Below are 19967 nucleotides of genomic sequence, written 5' to 3'. Positions count from 1 at the left end.
CATCGACCGAGCACTTACACCTATCGGTTATTCGTTCTGTTAAAGATCGGTGCAGATCGCTGCGCTTCGTTTCCGCCGCTGCGTTGTCTGCTGAGGAGGTGAAATATACGTTACAGCCCCCGCTCCGTCAACACCTATTTTGAAAAAAGAGAGGATTTTTAAGATATCAACACCTAAGTCAATGATTTAAATGAATATCATCCATAAAGAATTTTACAAGAACTTTTGGGCAAGCCGGAAAAAAAGGCTTCCCAGCTTGTTGTCGTCGGCAGATAAGCTGCGAAAGCGGGTAGATTTTCCCCGTTTTTTCCGAAAAACCCGCTTTCCGGCAAATTATTCGACGCAGACTTTATGCCTTAGTCATTAATTGTTAAGCTAAGCGCATCCCCACCGCCCAGGAGCCCTCCTCATGCAGCAAACCTTGCGTCAACGATTGGAGGGCCTGCCCGCGCCGTTTTACGCCTTGATGCTGAGCGACGTGCTGAGCGGGCTGGCGATGGGCGCCGGTTACGTCGCCATCAGCTGGTGGGTGGTGCAATCCGGCGGCGCGCGCGATATGGCGTGGTTCGGCTCGATCACCGCGCTGGTGATGTTGCTGTCGCTGCCGCTGACCGCGCCCTTGGGCGACCGCCTGCCCAAGAACCGGCTGATAGGCGGCGGCATGCTGTTGGCGATGTTGAGCGCCCTGCTGTTGGCGCTGATGGCGGCCATGGGCTGGTATCGCATCGGCTGGGTGATTGCGGTGGAGTCGCTGGCCATGCTGGCCTGGTCCATCGTGCTGCCGTCCATGCTGAGCATCGCCGCCGAGATGGTGCCGGCGGCCAGACTGGGCGATGCGCTGTCCTTGCAGAAAAGCTCGCAGTCGGCGGGCAATCTGATCGGCCCGGTCTTGGGCGGCGGCCTGATGGCGGCGACCTCGCCCACCCTGACCCTGCTGGCCTATGCCTTCTTGCTGGTGGTGGCCGCCGCGGCTTCCTTATATGTGCGCGTGCCGCCGCGCGCGGCAGGCGCCGTCCGCAGCCCCTGGCTGGAAGATATCCGCAGCGGCTTGTACGCGCGCTGGCGCATTCCGCTGGAACGCTATTGGACCTTGGCGGTATTCATCACCCTGGTGGCCTTCATGCCGCTGGTGACCACCCTGCTGCCGGTCAAGCTGCATGCGCTGGGTTTGTCCGCCGCCTGGCTGGGCGGTTGCGAGGCGGCGATCAGCGCCGGCATGCTGCTGGGTTCGCTATGGTTCACCCATGTGCTGCTGCGCCGCTTCAGCCGTTACCAAGCGCGCACCCTCGGCATGCTGGTCTGCGGCATATTGATGCTGGTGGTGGCGCTCAGCGACAACCCTTGGCTGATCCTGGCCTGTTTCGCGGTGATGGGGCTGATGTTCGCGCTGAACCAGCTGATAGGCCAGACCCACCGCACGCTGGCGGTGCCGGAGAATTACCGCGCGCGCTTTTCCGCCATCAATGTGATGCTGGTGAAGATAGGCTCGATGCTGGGGCCGGCGCTGGCCGGAGCGCTGCTGCATGTGCTGCCGCTGGACCGGGTTTATCTGATCTTCGCGTTGCTGCATTTGGCCACCGTGCTGCCCATGCTGCTGTTGCCGGGCTTGAAGGCTTTCCTGGAGCTGGACCACGAGGAGGTGAAGGATTGGTATTGGCGGCATCACCCGGAGGCGTTCCGCGATTTGGCGGCCATGCCAGCCGCCGCCAAGCCGACCTGTGAGACGCGCTGAGACGGATGCAAAAACGGCGGCCATCGGCCGCCGTTCGCGTTTCTATATATAAGGAGTGGATCAGAGCACGTAACGCGCCAGATCTTCGCGCTCGGCCACCTGCTCCAGCTTGCTGTCGACATAGGCGGCGTCGATCTCGCAGCGGCCGGCCTTGGCGTCGAACGCCACTTCTTCCAGCAGCTTTTCCATCACGGTGTAGAGACGGCGCGCGCCGATGTTCTCGGTTTTCTCGTTGACCCGCCAGGCGATCTCGGCCAAGTGCTGGATGCCGGATTCGGCAAACTCCAGTTCCACGCCCTCGGTGGCCATCAACGCCTGGTACTGACGGGTCAGGCAGGCGTTGGTGCTGGTGAGGATGGCCTTGAAGTCGTCCACGGTCAGCGAGGAGAGTTCAACGCGGATGGGCAGACGGCCTTGCAGTTCCGGAATCAGGTCCGACGGCTTGGACAGCTGGAAGGCGCCGGAGGCGATGAACAGGATGTGGTCGGTCTTAACCATGCCGTACTTGGTGGACACGGTGGTGCCTTCCACCAGCGGCAGCAGGTCGCGCTGCACGCCGGCGCGCGAGACGTCGGCGCCGCCCTGGCCTTCGCTGCGGCTGGTGACCTTGTCGATCTCGTCCAGGAACACGATGCCGTTCTGCTCGACGTTCTTCAGCGCTTCGGCGCGCAGTTCCTCGTCGTTGACCAGCTTGGCGGCTTCCTCGTCGATCAACTGCTTGCGCGCCTCCGTCACCTTCATCTTGGCCGTCTGTTTCTTGCCGGAGCCCATGCCCTGGAACATGCCTTGCAGCTGGCTGGCGAAATCCTCCATCCCCGGCGGGGCCATCACATTCATCTGCGCCGCCGGCGCGGCGATTTCGATTTCGATCTCTTTATCGTCCAGCGCCCCTTCCCGCAGCATCTTGCGGAATTTCTGGCGGGTGGCGCCGTCTTCCGGCTTGGCCTCCGCTTCCGGCTCGCCGCCGAAGAAACCCGCCTGCTGACGCGGACGCGGCAGCAGCACGTCCAGAATGCGGTCTTCCGCCGCGTCTTCCGCGCGCGGGCGGTTGCGCTTGATGGCGGCGTCGCGGGTCTCTTTGATCGCCACTTCCACCAGGTCGCGGATGATGGTGTCCACATCGCGGCCGACATAGCCCACCTCGGTGAACTTGGTGGCTTCTATCTTGATGAAGGGCGCGCCGGACAGCTTGGCCAGGCGGCGGGCGATCTCGGTCTTGCCCACGCCGGTGGGGCCTATCATCAGGATATTCTTGGGGGTGATTTCGCTGCGCAGCGGCTCGGCCACCTGCTGACGGCGCCAGCGGTTGCGCAAGGCCACCGCCACCGCGCGCTTGGCGGCGTTCTGGCCGATGATGTGTTGGTCCAGCTCGTGGACGATTTCCTGCGGGGTCATTTGCGTCATGACGTTCTCCAGCCGGAAGCGGCGCTCCCGGCGATTTGATTCTTGAATCGGGCGGCTCAGTTGGCTGCCGGCTCTTTGCCTTCCGGCTCTTCGGCGTCGTCCAACAGCTCGATCACATGGTTGTGGTTGGTGTAGATGCAGATGTCGCCGGCGATCTCCAGCGATTTCTTCACTACCACTTCCGGCGCCAGATCGGTGTTTTCAAACAGCGCGCGCGCCGCGGACTGGGCGTAGGCGCCGCCGGAGCCGATGGCGGCGATGCCTTGCTCCGGTTCCAGCACGTCGCCGTTGCCGGTGATGATCAGGGTGCTGTTCTTGTCGGCGACGATCAGCATCGCCTCCAGCCGGCGCAGCATGCGGTCGGTGCGCCAGTCCTTGGCCAGTTCCACCGCCGACACCAGCAGATTGCCCTGATGTTTTTGCAGCTTGGCTTCAAAACGCTCGATCAGGGTGAAGGCGTCGGCGGTGCCGCCGGCAAAGCCCGCCAGCACCTTGCCGCCATGCAGCTTGCGCACCTTGCGCGCCGAGGCCTTGATCACGATGTTGCCCAGGGTGACCTGGCCATCCCCGCCCAGCGCCACGCGATTGCCGCGGCGAATGGACACGATGGTGGTTCCGTCGAACTGTTGCATGTTTTGTATTCCAATAATGTCGCCACCGGCACTCCGCCGTGGCCAATGCTGCAAAATATGCAGGCAAAACCATGGATTGCAAGCGCCGGGCCGCTCCGGCGCGCCGGCGGACGCGACGCTTGGCAAAATCCTTTTCCCGTCATTTATTTACCCATATCAATGACGTGAGAATATACGCGTTTTCCAGCTTGGATAATGAGAATAGTTTGTATTATCATCACCGTCATGAACCAGCGAATTCTTCAATACTCGGCGCTCTCCAGCACCGTGGGCCTGCATGCCCTGGTCTTCGTGCTGATGGGCGGCGCAGTGGCGATGCAGGCGCCGATCACGCTGCCGCGCGTCGCCAGCATGGAAATGATCAGCCTGGCCGCACCCAGCAAGGCCGCCGCGCCGGCTGCGCCCAAGCAGCAGCCCAAGCCCGAGAAAAAGCCGACGCCGCAGGTCAAGCCCACCCCGACGCCGAAGCCGACTCCGGTCAAACCCAAGGTAATGGCCACGCCCACGCCGGCCGCGCCTAGCGCCAAGGCCATCAGCGTGCCCACCGCCGCCCCCGCGGCGGAAAGCAAGCCCAGCGCGGCCACCAGCTCCGCCGAGGGCGGCAGCTCGCGCGGCCAGTCCGCCGACGCCAAGCCCTCGATCACCGAGCCGATGTACCGGGGCGGCTATCTGAACAATCCCAAGCCGGCCTACCCGGCGCTGTCCATCGAGGAAGGCGAAACCGGCACCGTGCAGCTGCGGGTGCACGTATCCGCCCAAGGCCAGCCGCTGGACGTGGCGCTGGCCAACACCAGCGGCTTCCCGCGCTTGGACCGCGCCGCCCTGGCGGCGGTGAAGAAATGGACCTTCACCCCGGCCAAACGCGGCAATGAAGCCATCGCCTACACCTTTATCGTTCCCGTTGAATTTTCTTTGAAGTCTGCCAAATCATGAATCTAATGACTGTATTCCAACAAGGGGACGCCGTGCTGGTCGCGGTGTTCATGATCCTGGTCCTGATGTCGGTGCTGACCTGGTACCTGATCCTGGTTCGCGGCGTCAGCACCTGGCATATCCGCCGCGCCAACAAGCAGGCCGAGGCCGCGCTGTGGGACGCCCCCAACTGGAAACAGGCGGAAACCCAGCTGCAGGATTCCCGCGCGCCCTTCGCCAACCTCACCCGCCAGGGCCTGGCCGCGCTGCGCCACTACCGCAGCCAGGCTGAGCGCCCGCTGGGCCAGAGCTGCGATCTGGACGAATTCCTGACCCGCGCCATCCGCAAGGGCCTGGCCCAGGAAAACGGCAAGCAGGAAACCGGCATGACCGTGCTGGCCTCGGTGGGCTCCACCGCGCCCTTCATCGGCTTGTTCGGCACGGTATGGGGCATTTACCACGCGCTGGTGAACATCGGCGCGGCCGGCCAGGTCACCATCGCCGCCGTGGCCGGCCCCATCGGCGAGGCCCTGGTGGCCACCGCCGCCGGCCTGGCCGCCGCCATCCCCGCGGTGCTGGCCTACAACGCCCTGACCCGCATGCAGCGCATCATGGCTCAGGACATGGACTACTTCGCCCACGATCTGCACGCCCAGCTGCTGACTCAGTCCGGAGAGATCGATGGCCTTCGGTAGTTTCGACAAGGGCGGCTCCGCCCCGATGGCCGACATCAACACCACCCCGCTGGTGGATGTGATGTTGGTGCTGCTGGTGGTGTTCATCATCACCACCCCGCTGCTGACCAATACCGTCAAGTTGGATCTGCCGCAGGCCAGCGCCGCCGCGCAGCAGAGCCAGCCCAAGGAAATCCGCCTGGCCATAGACGCCGCCGGCGCGGTGTTCTGGAACGACGTCAAAGTGCCGGAAGGCGAGCTGGACGCCCGTTTCGCCGCCGCCGCCCGCGACAACCCGCAAGTGGAGCTGCACTTGTTCGCCGACAAGAGCGTGCGTTACGAAACCGTGGCCAAAACCCTGGCCAGCGCCCAACAAGGCGGCATCAGCAAGATCGGCTTCGCCACCGAAGCGCCGTAAAAACCGCCTGCGAGCAGGCCGGCGCCCGCCGGCCGCTCGCGCAGAGCCGTCACGCAAGCCCACGCCATTGGTTTGCTTGAGGACTCTGCCAGCCGGCCCCTAAGAACGTGTTTACGATCTCGCGAGCTAAGGCGAGACAAGGCGAAAATGGCTGAGAAAGCGGAATGTACGCGCGGTACATGAGCATTTCGAAACCGTTTTTAACGCTGTGTCGCCGACGCGCAGCAGATCGTAAACAGGTTCTAAGGGCCTGAGCCGCAGTAGACGCGAGATCCGCGTCCCGTACCCGCCAGCGCGCAGCCGCTTATCCAGCCGCTATTTCGCGCCGGTTCCTCACCCCTCTCCACCCACTCCACGGACTGCCGCCGCGCAGACCAGGAGGGCCTTCGTCCGCTCCTTGCCCGGACCAGGCCGGAGAAGCGCGCAGTCAGGCAAAGAAGAGCAGAGCCGGCCTTAGCCGGCCGGCGATTATAACGACACAAACAAAATGAGAACCCTGATGGAACATCTGCCCACCCCAAGCCGCGGCAGCGGCATCGTCGCGCGCAAGTTGCCCGCGAAAATCGGCGCCGGCATGCTCGCCGCCGCCCTCTCCCCCGGACTGGCCCTGGCCGCCGACGCGCCCACCAAACTGGAAACCGTGCGCGTGGAAGGCGAAACGCCGGTGCGCGGCAGCCTGAAGACCGAGTCCAGCGCCATCGGCAAGCTGAACCAGAAGCTGAAGGACATCCCGCAATCGGTCACCGTGCTCAGCAAGCAATTGCTGGAAGATCAGGCCGTCTCCAATTTGAAGGACGCGCTGCGCAACGTGCCCGGCATCACCTTCGCCGCCGGCGAAGGCGGCCGCACCGGCGACCAGGTGGTGATCCGCGGCTTTTCCGCCTTCACCGACACCTATCTGGACGGCATGCGCGACATCGGCCAGTACAACCGCGACACCTTCAACCTGGAAAAAGTGGAAGTGCTGAAGGGCGCCAGCTCCATGCTGTTTGGCCGCGGCTCCACCGGCGGCGTGGTCAACCAGGCCAGCAAGACGCCGTTCGCCGGCTCTCTGGTGGCGGGTGACATGAGCGTCGGCAGCAATCGCTTCGCTCGCTCCACCTTCGACATCAACCAGGCGTTCAGCGACAGCGCCGCGATGCGCGTCAACCTGATGGCCACCGACGACGGCAGCGACCGCGGCCCGGTGAAGAACCAGCGCTTCGGCGTCGCGCCGTCCCTGGCCTTCGGCCTGGGCGAACCCACCACCTTGGTGCTGTCCTACTTCCACCAGAAGGAAGACAATGTTCCGGACTACGGCATCCCGTTCAACGCCAACACCCAGCAGCCCATCGACGTGCCGCGCGACCGCTTCTACGGCCTGAACAGCGACTTCGAGAAAACCCAGACCGACATCCTCACCGCCAAGCTCACCCACCGCTTCAGCGACGACTTGGTGCTGAGCAACCAATTGCGTTTCAACCGCTTCTGGCGCGATGTGTCGCCGACCGCGCCGCGCATCCCGGGCATCACCCCCAGCAACCCGGTCATGGACAGCTCCCGCATCAACCGCAGCAAACCCATGCGCGACGGCATCGACTGGTCGTGGAACAACTAAACCGACCTGATCAGCAAGTTCGACACCGGCAGCGTGCGCCACACCTTGCTGACCGGCGTGGAGCTGAGCAAAGAGAAATCCGACACCAGCCGCTACGCTCTGCTCAACACTCCGCCTAGCACCTCCGTGGGCGCGCCGGACCCTGGCGTGCCCGTCGACCTCAGCCGCTACCGCAGCAGCAACACCCAGTTCGACGCCAGCAATATCGGCTTGTACGCGATGGACACGCTGGAGCTGAACCCGCAATGGAAGGCCGTGGTGGGCGCCCGCTTCGACCGTTTCAGCGGCGACTACAAGATCCGCGCCGGTAATCGTGACAGCTCCGTCAGCCAGGACCCCAGCCGCAGCTACGACGTCAGCCGCACCGACAATGTGTGGAGCTGGCGCGGCGGCCTGATCTGGCAGCCCAGCAGCGCCCAGTCCTACTATCTGAGCTACGGCACCTCGTTCAACCCCTCGGGCGAGGCCTACGCGCTGGACAAGGCCACCGCCAAAGTGGATCCGGAAAAAAACCGCAACATTGAACTGGGTGCCAAGTGGGATCTGTTCGACGGCGACGCCAGCCTGCGCGCGGCGCTGTTCCGCATCGAGAAGACCAACGAACGAAATACGGATGCCAACGACCCCAATACCGTGCTGCTGTCCGGCAAGCGCCACACCGACGGCGTGGAAGTGGAAGGCGCCGGGCGCTTGACCGAGCGTTGGGATGTCTTCGCCGGCCTCACCCTGATGAAGTCCCGCATCGACAAGGCCGCGCCGCCGGCCTTGGGCGCCTCCGGCACCGAAGGCAATATGCCGCGTTACACGCCCAAGGTCACCGCCAACCTGTGGACCACCTACAAGTTCACCGAAGAAGTGATCGGCGGTTTCGGCCTGACCCATGTGGGCAAGCGCTACGCGCATGAAGCCAACACCAACTACCTGCCGGCCTACACCGTGGCCAACGCGATGCTGGCTTACGAGACCCGCAAGTACAAGGTGCAGCTGAATGTGAACAACCTGGCCAACAAGACCTACTTCGACGGCGGCTACCCGGCGCACGCCACGCTGGGCAACCCTCGCGAAGCGCAACTGACGGTCAGCTTCAAGTACTAAGCAGGTGATTACGATCTCGCGAGCCAGAACGAGACCAGGCGCAAGCGGCTGAGAAAGCGGCCTGCGCCGATGGCGCATGAGCGCTTCGAAGCCGGCGCTCATCGCGCAATGTCCCTACCGGCGCGCAGCGGATCGTAAACCGCTTGCAAGCCGGCTCCGGCCCCCGGTTCGCCGGGGGCTTGGCCCCATTACGGAGACCCCATGTTATTGCACATCCCCGCGGTGCTGAGCGCCGAAGAACTGGCGCTGGGCCGCGAACTGCTGGCCCGCGCCGACTGGGCGGACGGCCGCATCACCGCCGGCAGCCAGTCCGCCCAGGTCAAACGCAATCTGCAGCTGCCGCAGCAACTACCGGAAGCCCAACAACTGCAGGCCATGGTGGAAGGCGCGCTGCAACGCAACGGCCTGTTCTTCTCCGCCGCGCTGCCGGCCAAAATCTTCCCGCCGCTGTTCAACTGCTACCAAGCCGGCATGGACTTCGGCAACCACGTGGACAACGCCGTGCGCCGCCACCCCTTCGACAACGGCTGGGTGCGCACCGACGTGTCCTGCACCCTGTTCTTCAGCCGCCCGGACGAATACGAAGGCGGCGAACTGGTGATTGAAGACACTTACGGCAGCCATAGCGTCAAGCTGGACGCCGGCGACATGGTGCTCTATCCGTCCACCAGCCTGCACCGGGTGGAACCGGTCACCGCCGGCGCGCGGCTGGCGTCCTTCTTCTGGGTGCAAAGCATGATCGGCGACGACGGCAAACGCCGGCTGCTGTTCGACATGGACGCGGCGATCTCCAGCCTGCGCCAGCAATTGGGCGACAACGAAGCCCTGGTGGCGCTGACCGCCAACTACCATAACCTGCTGCGGATGTGGGCCGCGCCGTGAACGCCCGTTGACCATCCGCCATCTTGTCCCGCACTTGCACGCGGGATCGCGGACAAGCTCAACAGCGACACAAAAAGCACACACATTCGCAAGCGCTAATATGCGAACATGGAACGCTTGACCCCATCCGGCGGCGCGGACGCCGGATGCGCGTTTTCTCCGCCCTCGCGCCGTATAATCATCACCGCAACATCACACTTTTCGATTCCACTATGCGTACACTCACTCTCGGGCTGGCCGCCGGCCTCTACAGCAGCTTCAGCGCCGCCGCGCTGCAACCGGTCAGCGAAGCGCCGCTGGCGGTCAAAACCGCCGTCAGCTGCCAGCACAATAAAGACAACAGCCTGGACTGCGTCACCAGCAAGCAATTCACCATCCTGCACCCCTCAGGCCGCGAACAGCTGTCCCGCATCGACTTCACCTACCCGGCCGAAGACCGCCTGCGGGTGGAGCAGGCCGAAGTGATCCAGCCCAACGGCAAAGTGATCAAACTGGGCAAATCCCAGATCGAAACCCGCGCCGCGCCCAATCCGGACGCCGGCGTCAGCCGCGACATGCAAACCTGGATGGCCTTCCCGGAATTGTCGGTGGGCAGCACCGTGTCCTACCGCATCAAGACCCACAGCGTGGCGCAGCCCTTGGTGCGCCAGCTGCGCTACCAACTGGACCTGGGCCCGCAAAAAGCGCGCGAAGACAGCTTCAACTTCGACATCCAGTCCACGCGCCCGCTGATCTGGCGCGGCATGATGCTGGACGATTACGCGGTGGACGCCAGCGCGGACCGCAAACGCATCAAGGTCTCGCTGCGCCGGCCGCGCTACCTCAACTACATCAACGAGTGGAACAACAGCGCGCTGCGCGAATGGCCTCAGCTGGTGATCGCCACCTCGGACCAGCCGCAAGACCACTTCGGCGCTCACGCCCGCCGTTACAACGAAATCCTGGCCGCGCCGCTGCCGCCGGCCGCCGCCGCCGTGGTGGCCGCCAACCAGGGCAAGCCGGCCGCGGAGCAGGCGGCCGCCTTCATGCAGCACATCAACCGCAACTACCGCTACCTCAACGACACCCGTCTGGCGGAACGCGGCCTGGTGCCGTTCACGCTGGCGGAAATCGAAAAGCACGGCTACGGCGACTGCAAAGACCTCTCCACCCTGCTGACCGCCATGCTGCGCCGCTCCGGCGTCGCCGCCGAGCCGGCGCTGATCTACCGCGGCAAGTTCGCCCCGCCGCTGCTGCTGCCCGGCATCGGCGCGCCCAACCACATGATCGTCCGCGCCGACATCGCCGGACAGACCTGGTGGCTGGACCCGACCAACCCCTTCTTCCAGCCCGGCCGCATCATGTCTGACCTGCAAGACCGCTGGGCCTTCATCATCGGCAAGGACGGCGTGGTCAGCCAGACCCAGGTGCCGATGGAGCCGGCGCGCACCGATCTGAACATCAAGCGCGAAAACGCGCTGCAAGCCGACGGCAGCGCCGACGTCCGCGCCGATATCGAACTGGGCAACTCCACGCTGATCGACACCATTCTGCAAGACCGTTACCAGGGCGTCAGCGCCACCGACCAAAGCCTGTGCAACCGGCTGAGCAATCAACCGGAAGGCTGCAAGGTCCAGCGCGACAAGACCTCCTTCATGGTGCCGTCCGTCTACCCGTTGCGCATGAGCGTGCGCGACCCGCGCATGCTGGAGAAGATCTCCGGCCTGTTTCTCTACGACTCCCACTTCAAGGGCGTGTGGGACAGCTTCGACAGCTACAAGCGCAACGGCAACCTGGCCGACGTCTACCTGGGCGACGCCAGCGCCATGCAGTCCGACGTGCTGCTCAAGGGCGCCAAGGCCATCCAGCCGGCCTTCGAGTGCAAGGTCAGCTCTCCCTGGTACGAGGTCAACGCCAAGCAGCAGCAAACCCCGGCCGGCATCCGCGTCCAGTACCGGATCAGCAATAAGGTGCGCTGGCTCAGCCACGCCGAGATCAACAGCCCGGAATTCGCCAAGCTGATAGACGATGCCCGCGCCTGCGTGTCCCAGATCCGCCAGATCGTCAAACTCTGAAAACCGCTTCCATGCCAGCGGCGCGCCCCAAGATGTTGAACCGGCTCTGACTCCCTGCCCACCCGCGCCGCAAAGGATGCCGAAGGCATCCTTTTGTTTTTGTAAGAACTGGATTATTAAGAAGTAATTTAAGCAGCACCCTGTCAAGCATGGGCAGTACAAATAAATAAACGCTTGCCCCTACTGGGCCAGTGGCCGAAAATGAACATTTAGAGGTTATGCAATCGACAAATAAGAGAGAAACAGACCATGACGCACCCCGCCGCCGGCCCGGCCAGCAAGGAAATCCGGCTCGCTCCTCATGAACTGATCATCACCAAGACCGACCCCACCGGCCACATCACCTACGCCAACCGCGTGTTCATGCGCATCGCCGGCTACGCCGAGCACGAACTGCTGGGCAAACCGCATAATCTGATCCGCCATCCCGACATGCCGCGCGGCGCCTACCGGCTGATGTGGAAAACCCTGCAACAGGGCCAGGAATTCTTCGCCGTGGTGAAAAACCACAGCAAAAACGGCGACTACTACTGGGTGCTGGCCAACGTCACCCCGGACTACGATCTGCGCGGCCAACTGCAAGGCTATTACTCCGTGCGCCGGCCGCCCAGCCAGGAAGCGATCAAGGCCATAGAACCCGTCTACGCCCAGATGCGCCAGATCGAAGCCAGCCACAACAAGGCCACCGCGCCTGACGCCTCCGTGGCCTGGCTGCTGCAAGTGCTGGCGGAAAAAGGCGTCAGCTATCAGGACTTCATCCTGTCCCTCAACGCCCAGGTGCTGCAAGCGCCGGGAGTCGCCGCATGAACCACGACAAAAAACCGCCCTTCCTGCGCACCCAGCTGGGCTGGTGCATCATCAGCTTCAACCTGCTGGTCGCCTTCTCGCTGCTGGACGGCTTCCTGTTCCCGGAAATCGTCGGCCACATCGTGGACGCGCTGCTGCTGGCCGTCTCCATCGCCCTGTCCCTGCTGCTGTGGCGCCACAGCGGCCGCATCTTCGGCCTGCTCAACACCCTGCACGAACAACTGGGCTACGCCAGCTCCGGCGAACTGCACCACCGCGCCACCGGCACCCGCAACCTGGGCGAAGTGGGCAAGCTCGCCTGGCAGCTCAACGATTTCCTGGACCTGATCGAAACCTATTTCAAGGAAATCAACACCTGCTTCAAGGCCATCAGCGCCGGCGACTATAGCCGCCGCCCGCTGAGCCAGGGCCTGCCGGGCATCCTGGCCAGCTCGCTGGGCAGCGTCAACCGCGCGATCCAGACCATGGCCGACAACGACGGCTACATCCGCCGCAACCGCCTGTCCTCGCAGCTGGCCGCGCTGAACAACCCGCATCTGCGCAAGGACCTGGCCAGCAATCAGAGCGATCTGGAAGACATCAGCCAGGCCATGGCCGACGTGGCCGCCATCACCCAGGACACCGCCGACGGCGCGCGCGTCAGCCTGGAAACCGCCCAGCACCTGTCCGGCCACCTGGACACCATCGCCGACAGCGTCAGCAGCATGGACACCGCCAGCACCGCGCTGGCCCAGGAATGGCAGGGCATAGAAACCTCGCTGGCCGACATCTCCGCCATCGCCGACCAAACCAATCTGCTGGCGCTGAACGCCGCCATTGAAGCCGCCCGCGCCGGCGAAACCGGCCGCGGCTTCGCCGTGGTGGCCGATGAAGTGCGCAAGCTGGCCGAACGCAGCAAGAGCACCGCCAACAATGTGCAGGACGTGCTGGAAAACCTGTCGCTGCGCATCGGCAATATGCAGACCCAGGCCAGCGCCGCCGGCAATGTGGCCAGCCAGGTCAAGGACTCGGTGGAAACCTTCCGCCAGCGCTTCAGCAGCCAGGTGGAGCAGTCGCAGCAGGTGATGGCGCAGGTGAACCGCGTGCACGACAAATCCCAGCTCAGCCTGCAAAAGGTGGGTCACGTGATCTTCAAGCAGACCGCCTATCACTCGATAGAGGAGGCCAAGCCGCTGGAGCAGGGCAGCGAGCTGCAAGGCTGGCTGCAACTGCAAGGCCAGCAGTCTTTTGGCCAGACCCGCTCCTGGAGCGAGCTGGCGGCCACCGAGCAGCAGGCCAGCCAGCACATCGGCGCCGCGCTGGCGGTGTTTGGCCAGGAAGGCCCGCTGGACGAGCAGGAGATCGTCGAGCGGATGCAGAAGCTGGAGCAGGACAGCGGCCGCATCCTGCGCTATCTGGACAAGCTGGGCGAGGAGAAGCACGGCCAGTAAGCCGCGCGACAGTGCCTGCCACATCGGCAAGAGGCATTGGAGCCTCGGCTGACATTCAAGCAAGCAGGAATCAAGCGGGGCCGCTTTGGGCTGCCCCGCTTTTTTGCGTGCGCCGGCTCGGCGGCAAACGGTGTCGGTGGGTATCGCCTAGCGGCTCCACCCACCCTACAAGACCATCCGCCGTAGGGTGAGTGGGACGCAGCGATACCCACGCGGAAACGCGATGGGATCAATGCTTGGGTCTCAATGGCGGGGTTTGGTGGGTATCGCCTACGGCTCCACCCACCCTACAAATACCCCCGACCAAACCATCCGCCGTAGGGTGGGTGGAGCGCAGCGATACCCACCGCAAGACGCTTAGCGGTTTCGCAGGCGGATGCGGCGGAAGCGCGCTTCCAGGCTGAAGCGTTGTCCCAGCGCCAGGTAGATCTGGTGTTGGCTGTCTACATGGCGGTAAACCCGGACCCGGTCGGCGCCCAGCAGCATCATGATTTCCAGATAGTTGAAAAAGCCCATCCACTGGCCGCGTCCGGCGCGGTCGTCAAAATCGATGTCGCGCGCCACGCGGCTGAGCAGGCCTTTACCGACGTATTCCCGATTGTCCTTCAGCCATTGCAACAGGTGAGCCGCGCATTCGCGGCCGTAGGCGTGGTCGGCGAGGAGATCCTTGCTGGGCGTAGGCATTTGCCAGTAATGCGGGTAGGTGCGGCCGGGGCAGAAGCGGACGAAGGGGAGCAGGGCTTCCTGTTGTCCAAGAGCGTTCAGTTTGTAGCGACGGCGCGGGGGAAAGTTTTGAGGCTGTTGCATGGTGTTTCTCCTGTAATGACACAAGATGAAGCACCTGATCCCAAGTTAAGAGGGAACAGGATTGGCGTCTAAATCAATCAAATCGTTGTCAGTGCCGACTTATCGTCCACCATGCGCCTGCCAAACGGCACAGCCATGGTGAAACAGCCCGCGCAGTATGCTGCGTAGGCTGGTGGTACACACGAACGGGACGCCAATCCCGTGTGCCGCATGTGGGCGGCAACGGGGGGATTGTTGCCGAGGGGACGCTTGGGGTCAAGGTAGGGTGGTTGCTTTGCTTGAGCAATTTGACGCTAGCAAATTATCACTGAGCGAATCAAAGATTTGCACGTAGAGAGTTCAGCTGCGCCTTGCAGGCCCCTTTTTCTTCGGGGTTTCGCGTCCTGGGGGACGAGGGGGGGATGAAAGGGGGCGGCGGCCCGTCCCCGTCTTATTCCCTCGCGACGCTGCGCTTGCCTCGCTCGGTCAGCGCGGAAAGCGGCACCTAAATCAATATCCGCGAAGCGGATTCAAAACTAGATCACTCAACAAGTAAACTACGCTCAATCACAGCAACCACCCCACCTTGACCCCCAACCGCCCCCTCGACAACAATCCCCACGTTATCGCCCACATACGGCACACGGGATTGGGGTCTCATTAACAAACTCGGATATAGGCCTCTGCGCGTATATTCGTCATCCCTCCAGGCAGTACCTGATTGGTAGGTGCGTTGTGGGAGAGTGCCTGCACTCGCCGGTTAGTTTGTTCCGGTACGCCAATCCTGCTTCGTGCCTGCCTAAACCTTGCAGACCTCTTTTTCTCCGGCGCGCCCCGAGGGGACACCTGGGCGCTACACGAGGGGGCCAATTCTCTAAACCAGGGAGTGTTGATTTGCTGCCTAGCTCGCTCTGTGGGTAACTAGGCTACATTGCCCTTACCTGTGGATAAGCATTATTCCCCAAAAGAAACCATGTATCTGACGCGCCCCAGGCTCCTTCAAGCCTGCTGTCGGGTGACAAGGTGGCCTTTAATATTTGTAATATTTGGCCAAGAAAATATCCTCTCCCTGCTCGCCGGGCAGCCCCGGCAGTCAAAATCATCAGAGGATGAAAAAAGGCGAAAACCCCAACCGAGGTTTCCGCCCTGCGACAACATCCGTTCTAACAAACCCTTGGCGCTAGGACCCCGCACCCTGCCGCGCCGGCTCCCCGGCCGCCTCCGCCTCGGCGGCCGCGCCGCCGGCCAAACGCCGCAAAGACCCAAAAGCCCCGCACATCGCCAGGCTGGCCGCCGCGGCCGCCGCGCCGAACCAGCCCACCGCCGTCAACGGCGCCAAAGCCCGCGCCAACGCGCCCAGCCCCAAAGCGCCCAGACCGTCGCCCACCACATCCTGCGCGTTCCACAGGCTGTTCACCCGGCCCAGCAAATGATCCGGCGTATTGCCCTGCACCAAGGTGAACTGCAACAAGGACGCGATGGAACCGAAATAACCCAGCAAGGCCAAGGCCAGCAGGCCGTAAGCCAGATGATGAACCAGACCCAAGGAGGCGATGCTCAGCGACGAAGCCAGCACGCAGCTCAACATCACCGCGCCGGGGCGGCTCAAACCGCCCACCCAACCGCTGGTGAACGCGCCTATCATCGCGCCCAAGGGCACCGCCGAATACATCAGGCCCACCTCGAAAGCGCCGCCGCCGTAACCGTCCTCCGCCAGCGAGGGATACAACACCCGCACCGCGCTGAGCAGGGTTTGCAGCGTGCCCACCGCCACCACCGCGCCCACCACCTTGTTCTGCCACAGGAACTGGAAACCCTCCAGCAAGGAACGCAGCGGGTGCGCCGGCTCCCCGCCCTGCGGCTTCAAGGACGGCAAACGCGTCAGCGGGATCAGGGTGGCCAGCGTGCCGACGCCGGCCAGCAGATAGTTCCAGTTGACCCCGACGGCGGCGATGATCAAGCCGCCCAACAAGGGCGACAGCACGCCGCCGATGCGCATGGTCAGCATGCTCAGCGCGCCGGCGGCCGGCAGGTTTTCACGGCCGACCAGCACCGGGATGGACGCCATCAGCGAGGTGATGCCGATGCCGCTGAAAAAACCGTCCCAGGCCGACACCACGTAGAGCGCCAGCACCGAGGGGTTGGTCATGAAGCCGTTGAGCGCCAGCGCCAGAAAGCCCAGACCGCACAGCGAGCGGCCCAGCAGAATCAGCCGGCGGCGGTCCATGCGGTCCGCCAGCACGCCGCCGCACATCAGGCCGGCGAACATGCCGACGCCGTCCAGCGCCATCGCCGCGCCCACTTGCAGCGTGGAGCCGGTGAGCTGATGGATTTGCACCGGCACCGCCACCATCAGGATGCCGAAGGCGAACACCGAGATCATGCGGGCGATGAAGATGGAGCGGAAATGCGGGTTGAGCCTGAGCAGGCTGAAATCAACGAAGATAGGCGACTTTTTCATGACAAAGTTTTATCTCGACAGGGGTGGAGGCCGCTTGGCATGCGCCGGCGCGCCCGGCGGACGGCGTGGTTTGCTTCCCGCGCGCGCCCGGCAAGATGGTGTTCCGTTATGGATGCCGCATGGTAACATCAGCAGTCTGTATTAGGAATCATTTGCATTTGATCATGTCAATCCGTCCCGCCTCGGCCCTGCTCGCGCCCACGGCGCCGCCAAGCCGCCGCCTGACCCTGTTGCTGTGCTGCCTGGCCGCGCTGGCGGCCATTGCCCTGTTAAGCCTGATGCTGGGCGCCAAATCGATTCCGGCCTCCGTCGTATGGCGCAGCCTACTGCACGGCGGCGGCGATCCGGACAGCGTGATCGTGCTGCAAGGCCGCTTGCCCCGCACCCTGCTGGGCCTGCTGGCCGGCGCGGCGCTGGGCCTGTCCGGCGCGCTGATCCAGGCGCTGTCGCGCAATCCGCTGGCGGACCCCGGCGTGCTGGGCGTCAACGCCGGCGCCAGCTTCGCCATGGTGCTGGGCGTGGCAGCCTGGGGCGTGGACAGCCAGCTGGGCTATCTGGGCTGCGCCGCCGCCGGAGCGCTGGGCGCCACCTTGCTGGTGTACGCGGTGGGCGCGCGCGGGCGCCGCATGGACCCGCTGCGCTTCGTGCTGGCCGGCGTGGCCGTCAGCGCGGTGCTGATGGGCTTGTCCACCGCCATCACCCTGCTGGACCCGCTGGCCTTCAATCAGCTGCGCTACTGGAACGCCGGCACGCTGGACGTGCGCAGCATGACCCCGGTGGCGCTGGTGGCTCCGGTCATCGCCGCCGCCGGCCTGCTGGCGCTGCTGCTGGCGCGGCCCTTGAACACTTTGGGCATGGGCAGCGATCTGGCGGTGAGCCTGGGCGGCCGGCCGCTGCTGATCCAGGCCGGCGCGGTGCTGGCCATCACCCTGCTGTGCGGCGCCAGCACCGCCGTGGCCGGCCCCATCGCCTTCATCGGCCTGATGATTCCCCATCTGGCCCGCTGGCTGGGCGGCGCCGATCTGCGCTGGACCCTGCCCTTCACCTTGCTGCTGGCCCCCATTCTGCTGTTGAGCTCGGACATCGTCGGCCGCCTGCTGACGCCGGGCGAGCTGCGGGTCTCCATCGTCACCGCCTTCATCGGCGCGCCGGCCTTGATCTGGCTGGCGCGCCGCCACGCCGCGCCCGGAGGCCGCTCGTGAAGCCGGCGGTGTTGAGCTGGGGCAGCCCGGACGGCCGCTGCAACGGCCGGCTGGCGCTGGGCGGGCTGTGGACCTGTTTGCTGTTGGCCGCCGCCTGCGCGGCGCTGGCGGCGATGAGCTTGCGCGCCGGCGCCTTGCCCATGAGCCTGGAACAAGTGTGGCAGGCCTTGCAGGGCCAGGGCGGCCGGCTGGAGGTGGCGGTGGTGCAGCAATGGCGGCTGCCGCGGGTGTTGATGGCCTTGGTGGTGGGCGCGGCGCTGGGCATGAGCGGCGCGATTTTCCAGTCCTTGATCCGCAACCCGCTGGGCAGCCCGGACGTGGTGGGCTTCAACACCGGCGCCTATACCGGCGCGCTGGTGGTGATCACCCTATTCAACGGCGGCCATTTCCAGATCGCCGGCGGCGCGCTGGCCGGCGGCCTGCTGTCCGCCGGCCTGGTGTATCTGCTGGCCTGGCGGCAAGGCGCGCACGGCTTCCGCCTGATCATCGTCGGCATCGCCGTCAGCGCCATGCTGAGCGCGCTCAATCACTGGCTGCTGATCAACGCCAGCCTGGAGGCGGCGATGAGCGCGGCCACCTGGGGGGCGGGCACGCTCAACGGCATGACCTGGAACAAGGGCCTGCCCTCCGCGCTGTGCTGCCTGCTGGCGATGGCGGCGGCGCTGACGCTGCAGCGGCGCATGCGCCTGCTGGAGATGGGCGACGACTGCGCCAGCGCGCTGGGCGTGCCGGCGGAGCGCACCCGGCTGTGGCTGATGGGCCTGGGGGTGGCGCTGATCGCTTCCGCCACCGCCGCGGCCGGGCCGATTTCCTTCATCGCGCTGGCCGCGCCGCAAATCGCGCTGCGCCTGCGCCGCACCCAGGCCACCAGCCCGCTGACCGCGGCCTGGACCGGCGCGCTCTTGCTGCTGGCCGCGGATTACGGCGCCCAGCAGTTCTTCTATCCCCGTCAGCTGCCGGTGGGCGTCGTCACCATCTGCATTGGCGGCCTGTATCTGCTGTGGCTGTTGCTGCGTCAAACCGGAGCCCGAAAACCGTGACTTCCCTGAATTTGAAACTGGACGCCGCGCCGGCGGCCGGCGCGGACCTGCCGCGGCTGCGCGGCGAGCGCCTGCGGCTGGGCTACCGCCAGCGCACCATTTGCGAGCAGTTGGACGTGCGGATCCCCGACGGCTCCTTCAGCGTGATCATCGGCCCCAACGGCTGCGGCAAATCCACCTTGCTGCGCAGCCTGAGCCGGCTGTTGAAGCCGCTGTCCGGCCAGGTGTGCCTGGACGGCCGCGACATCCACAGTTTCCCGGCCAAGACGGTGGCGCGGCAGCTGGGCTTGCTGCCGCAAAGCGCGGTGGCGCCGGACGGCATCGCCGTGGCGGACCTGGTGGCGCGCGGGCGCTACCCGCATCAGAGCCTGTTGCGGCAATGGAGCCGGGAGGACGAGGAGGCGGTGAGCCTGGCGCTGGCGGCCACCGGCACCGACGCGCTGGCGGACCGGCTGGTGGACGAATTGTCCGGCGGCCAGCGCCAGCGGGTGTGGGTGGCGATGGCGCTGGCGCAGCAAACGCCGCTGCTGCTGCTGGACGAGCCGACCACCTATCTGGACATCGCGCATCAGATCGAGCTGTTGGAGTTGTTCCGCCGCTTGAACCGCGACGGCGGCCGCACGCTGGTGGCGGTGCTGCACGACATCAACCACGCCTGTCGCTACGCCAGCCATCTGATCGCGATGCGCGACGGCCGCATCGTGGCCGAGGGCGCGCCGCGCGACATCGTCACCGCGGATTTGATCGAACAGGTGTTCGGCCTGCGCTGCCTGATCATCGACGATCCGGTCAGCCATACGCCGATGGTGATTCCGCGCGGGGCTTGAGAACCGGAGTTCAG

Annotated in this window: 17 protein-coding genes; 13 read left to right on the top strand and 4 right to left on the bottom strand. The window is 64.7% G+C overall.

What is annotated here, in order from left to right; genetic code table 11:
• Positions 1-409 precede the first annotated feature (409 nt).
• On the top strand, positions 410-1732 hold the full coding sequence (locus tag ACODSD_RS03590; protein WP_488876800.1) for an MFS transporter: 1323 nt from the start codon (positions 410-412) through the stop codon (positions 1730-1732).
• A gap of 60 nt (positions 1733-1792) precedes the next feature.
• Here ACODSD_RS03590 and hslU read toward each other — a convergent pair whose 3' ends face one another.
• Positions 1793-3136 carry an ATP-dependent protease ATPase subunit HslU gene (gene hslU, locus ACODSD_RS03585; RefSeq protein ID WP_488876799.1) on the bottom strand — a complete coding sequence of 448 codons (1344 nt, stop codon included), beginning with the start codon at positions 3134-3136 and terminating at the stop codon, positions 1793-1795.
• A gap of 56 nt (positions 3137-3192) precedes the next feature.
• On the bottom strand, positions 3193-3768 hold the full coding sequence (hslV, locus tag ACODSD_RS03580; RefSeq protein ID WP_107801419.1) for an ATP-dependent protease subunit HslV: 576 nt from the start codon (positions 3766-3768) through the stop codon (positions 3193-3195).
• A gap of 225 nt (positions 3769-3993) precedes the next feature.
• Here hslV and ACODSD_RS03575 point away from each other — a divergent pair, with 225 nt between their 5' ends.
• From ACODSD_RS03575 to ACODSD_RS03535, 9 genes are all read left to right on the top strand, one after another.
• Entirely contained in the window at positions 3994-4701 is a 708-nt protein-coding gene (locus ACODSD_RS03575) for an energy transducer TonB (protein WP_107801418.1), read from the top strand.
• Positions 4698-5375 carry a MotA/TolQ/ExbB proton channel family protein gene (locus ACODSD_RS03570; protein ID WP_107801417.1) on the top strand — a complete coding sequence of 226 codons (678 nt, stop codon included), beginning with the start codon at positions 4698-4700 and terminating at the stop codon, positions 5373-5375. Before ACODSD_RS03575 ends, ACODSD_RS03570 begins: the two co-directional genes overlap by 4 nt.
• Complete coding sequence (locus ACODSD_RS03565; RefSeq protein WP_048415369.1) at positions 5362-5772, top strand: ExbD/TolR family protein; 411 nt, start codon at positions 5362-5364, stop codon at positions 5770-5772. The genes ACODSD_RS03570 and ACODSD_RS03565 overlap by 14 nt, the downstream gene beginning before the upstream one ends.
• A 499-nt stretch (positions 5773-6271) precedes the next feature.
• On the top strand, positions 6272-7369 hold the full coding sequence (locus tag ACODSD_RS03560; RefSeq protein ID WP_488876798.1) for a TonB-dependent receptor: 1098 nt from the start codon (positions 6272-6274) through the stop codon (positions 7367-7369).
• Between the two features lie 33 nt (positions 7370-7402).
• On the top strand, positions 7403-8464 hold the full coding sequence (locus ACODSD_RS03555) for a TonB-dependent receptor (RefSeq protein WP_488876797.1): 1062 nt from the start codon (positions 7403-7405) through the stop codon (positions 8462-8464).
• 201 nt (positions 8465-8665) lie between these two features.
• Positions 8666-9346, top strand: a complete 681-nt coding sequence (locus tag ACODSD_RS03550; protein ID WP_107801415.1) for a Fe2+-dependent dioxygenase — start codon at positions 8666-8668, stop codon at positions 9344-9346.
• Between the two features lie 212 nt (positions 9347-9558).
• Complete coding sequence (locus ACODSD_RS03545; protein WP_488876796.1) at positions 9559-11400, top strand: DUF3857 domain-containing transglutaminase family protein; 1842 nt, start codon at positions 9559-9561, stop codon at positions 11398-11400.
• Positions 11401-11649: 249 nt separating this feature from the next.
• Positions 11650-12207 carry a PAS domain-containing protein gene (locus ACODSD_RS03540; protein WP_107801413.1) on the top strand — a complete coding sequence of 186 codons (558 nt, stop codon included), beginning with the start codon at positions 11650-11652 and terminating at the stop codon, positions 12205-12207.
• Positions 12204-13637 carry a methyl-accepting chemotaxis protein gene (locus ACODSD_RS03535; protein WP_486636227.1) on the top strand — a complete coding sequence of 478 codons (1434 nt, stop codon included), beginning with the start codon at positions 12204-12206 and terminating at the stop codon, positions 13635-13637. The genes ACODSD_RS03540 and ACODSD_RS03535 overlap by 4 nt, the downstream gene beginning before the upstream one ends.
• A gap of 357 nt (positions 13638-13994) precedes the next feature.
• Here ACODSD_RS03535 and ACODSD_RS03530 read toward each other — a convergent pair whose 3' ends face one another.
• Together ACODSD_RS03530 and entS are read right to left on the bottom strand one after the other, a co-directional pair.
• Positions 13995-14444: a hypothetical protein gene (locus ACODSD_RS03530; protein ID WP_253313556.1), complete on the bottom strand. Its 450-nt coding sequence runs from the start codon at positions 14442-14444 to the stop codon at positions 13995-13997.
• 1159 nt (positions 14445-15603) lie between these two features.
• Positions 15604-16884 (bottom strand): enterobactin transporter EntS, encoded by a 1281-nt coding sequence (entS, locus tag ACODSD_RS03525; protein ID WP_253314799.1) that lies wholly within the window; start codon positions 16882-16884, stop codon positions 15604-15606.
• Positions 16885-17048: 164 nt separating this feature from the next.
• On the opposite strand from entS, the gene fepD reads away from it, so the two are divergent.
• From fepD to ACODSD_RS03510, 3 genes are read left to right on the top strand one after another with little or no spacing between them, the layout of a single operon-like run.
• Positions 17049-18086, top strand: a complete 1038-nt coding sequence (gene fepD, locus ACODSD_RS03520) for a Fe(3+)-siderophore ABC transporter permease (protein ID WP_488876795.1) — start codon at positions 17049-17051, stop codon at positions 18084-18086.
• Positions 18083-19126, top strand: coding sequence for an iron-enterobactin ABC transporter permease (gene fepG / locus ACODSD_RS03515; protein ID WP_227106002.1), 1044 nt, complete (start codon positions 18083-18085; stop codon positions 19124-19126). The genes fepD and fepG overlap by 4 nt, the downstream gene beginning before the upstream one ends.
• Entirely contained in the window at positions 19123-19953 is an 831-nt protein-coding gene (locus tag ACODSD_RS03510) for an ABC transporter ATP-binding protein (RefSeq protein WP_227106000.1), read from the top strand. Before fepG ends, ACODSD_RS03510 begins: the two co-directional genes overlap by 4 nt.
• Positions 19954-19967: the final 14 nt, after the last annotated feature.

The sequence above is a fragment of the Chromobacterium sp. FG22 genome (genome assembly GCF_057809415.1).
Note: the sequence above shows the minus strand (reverse complement) of the source record. Positions and strands in the feature narration are given on the sequence as shown.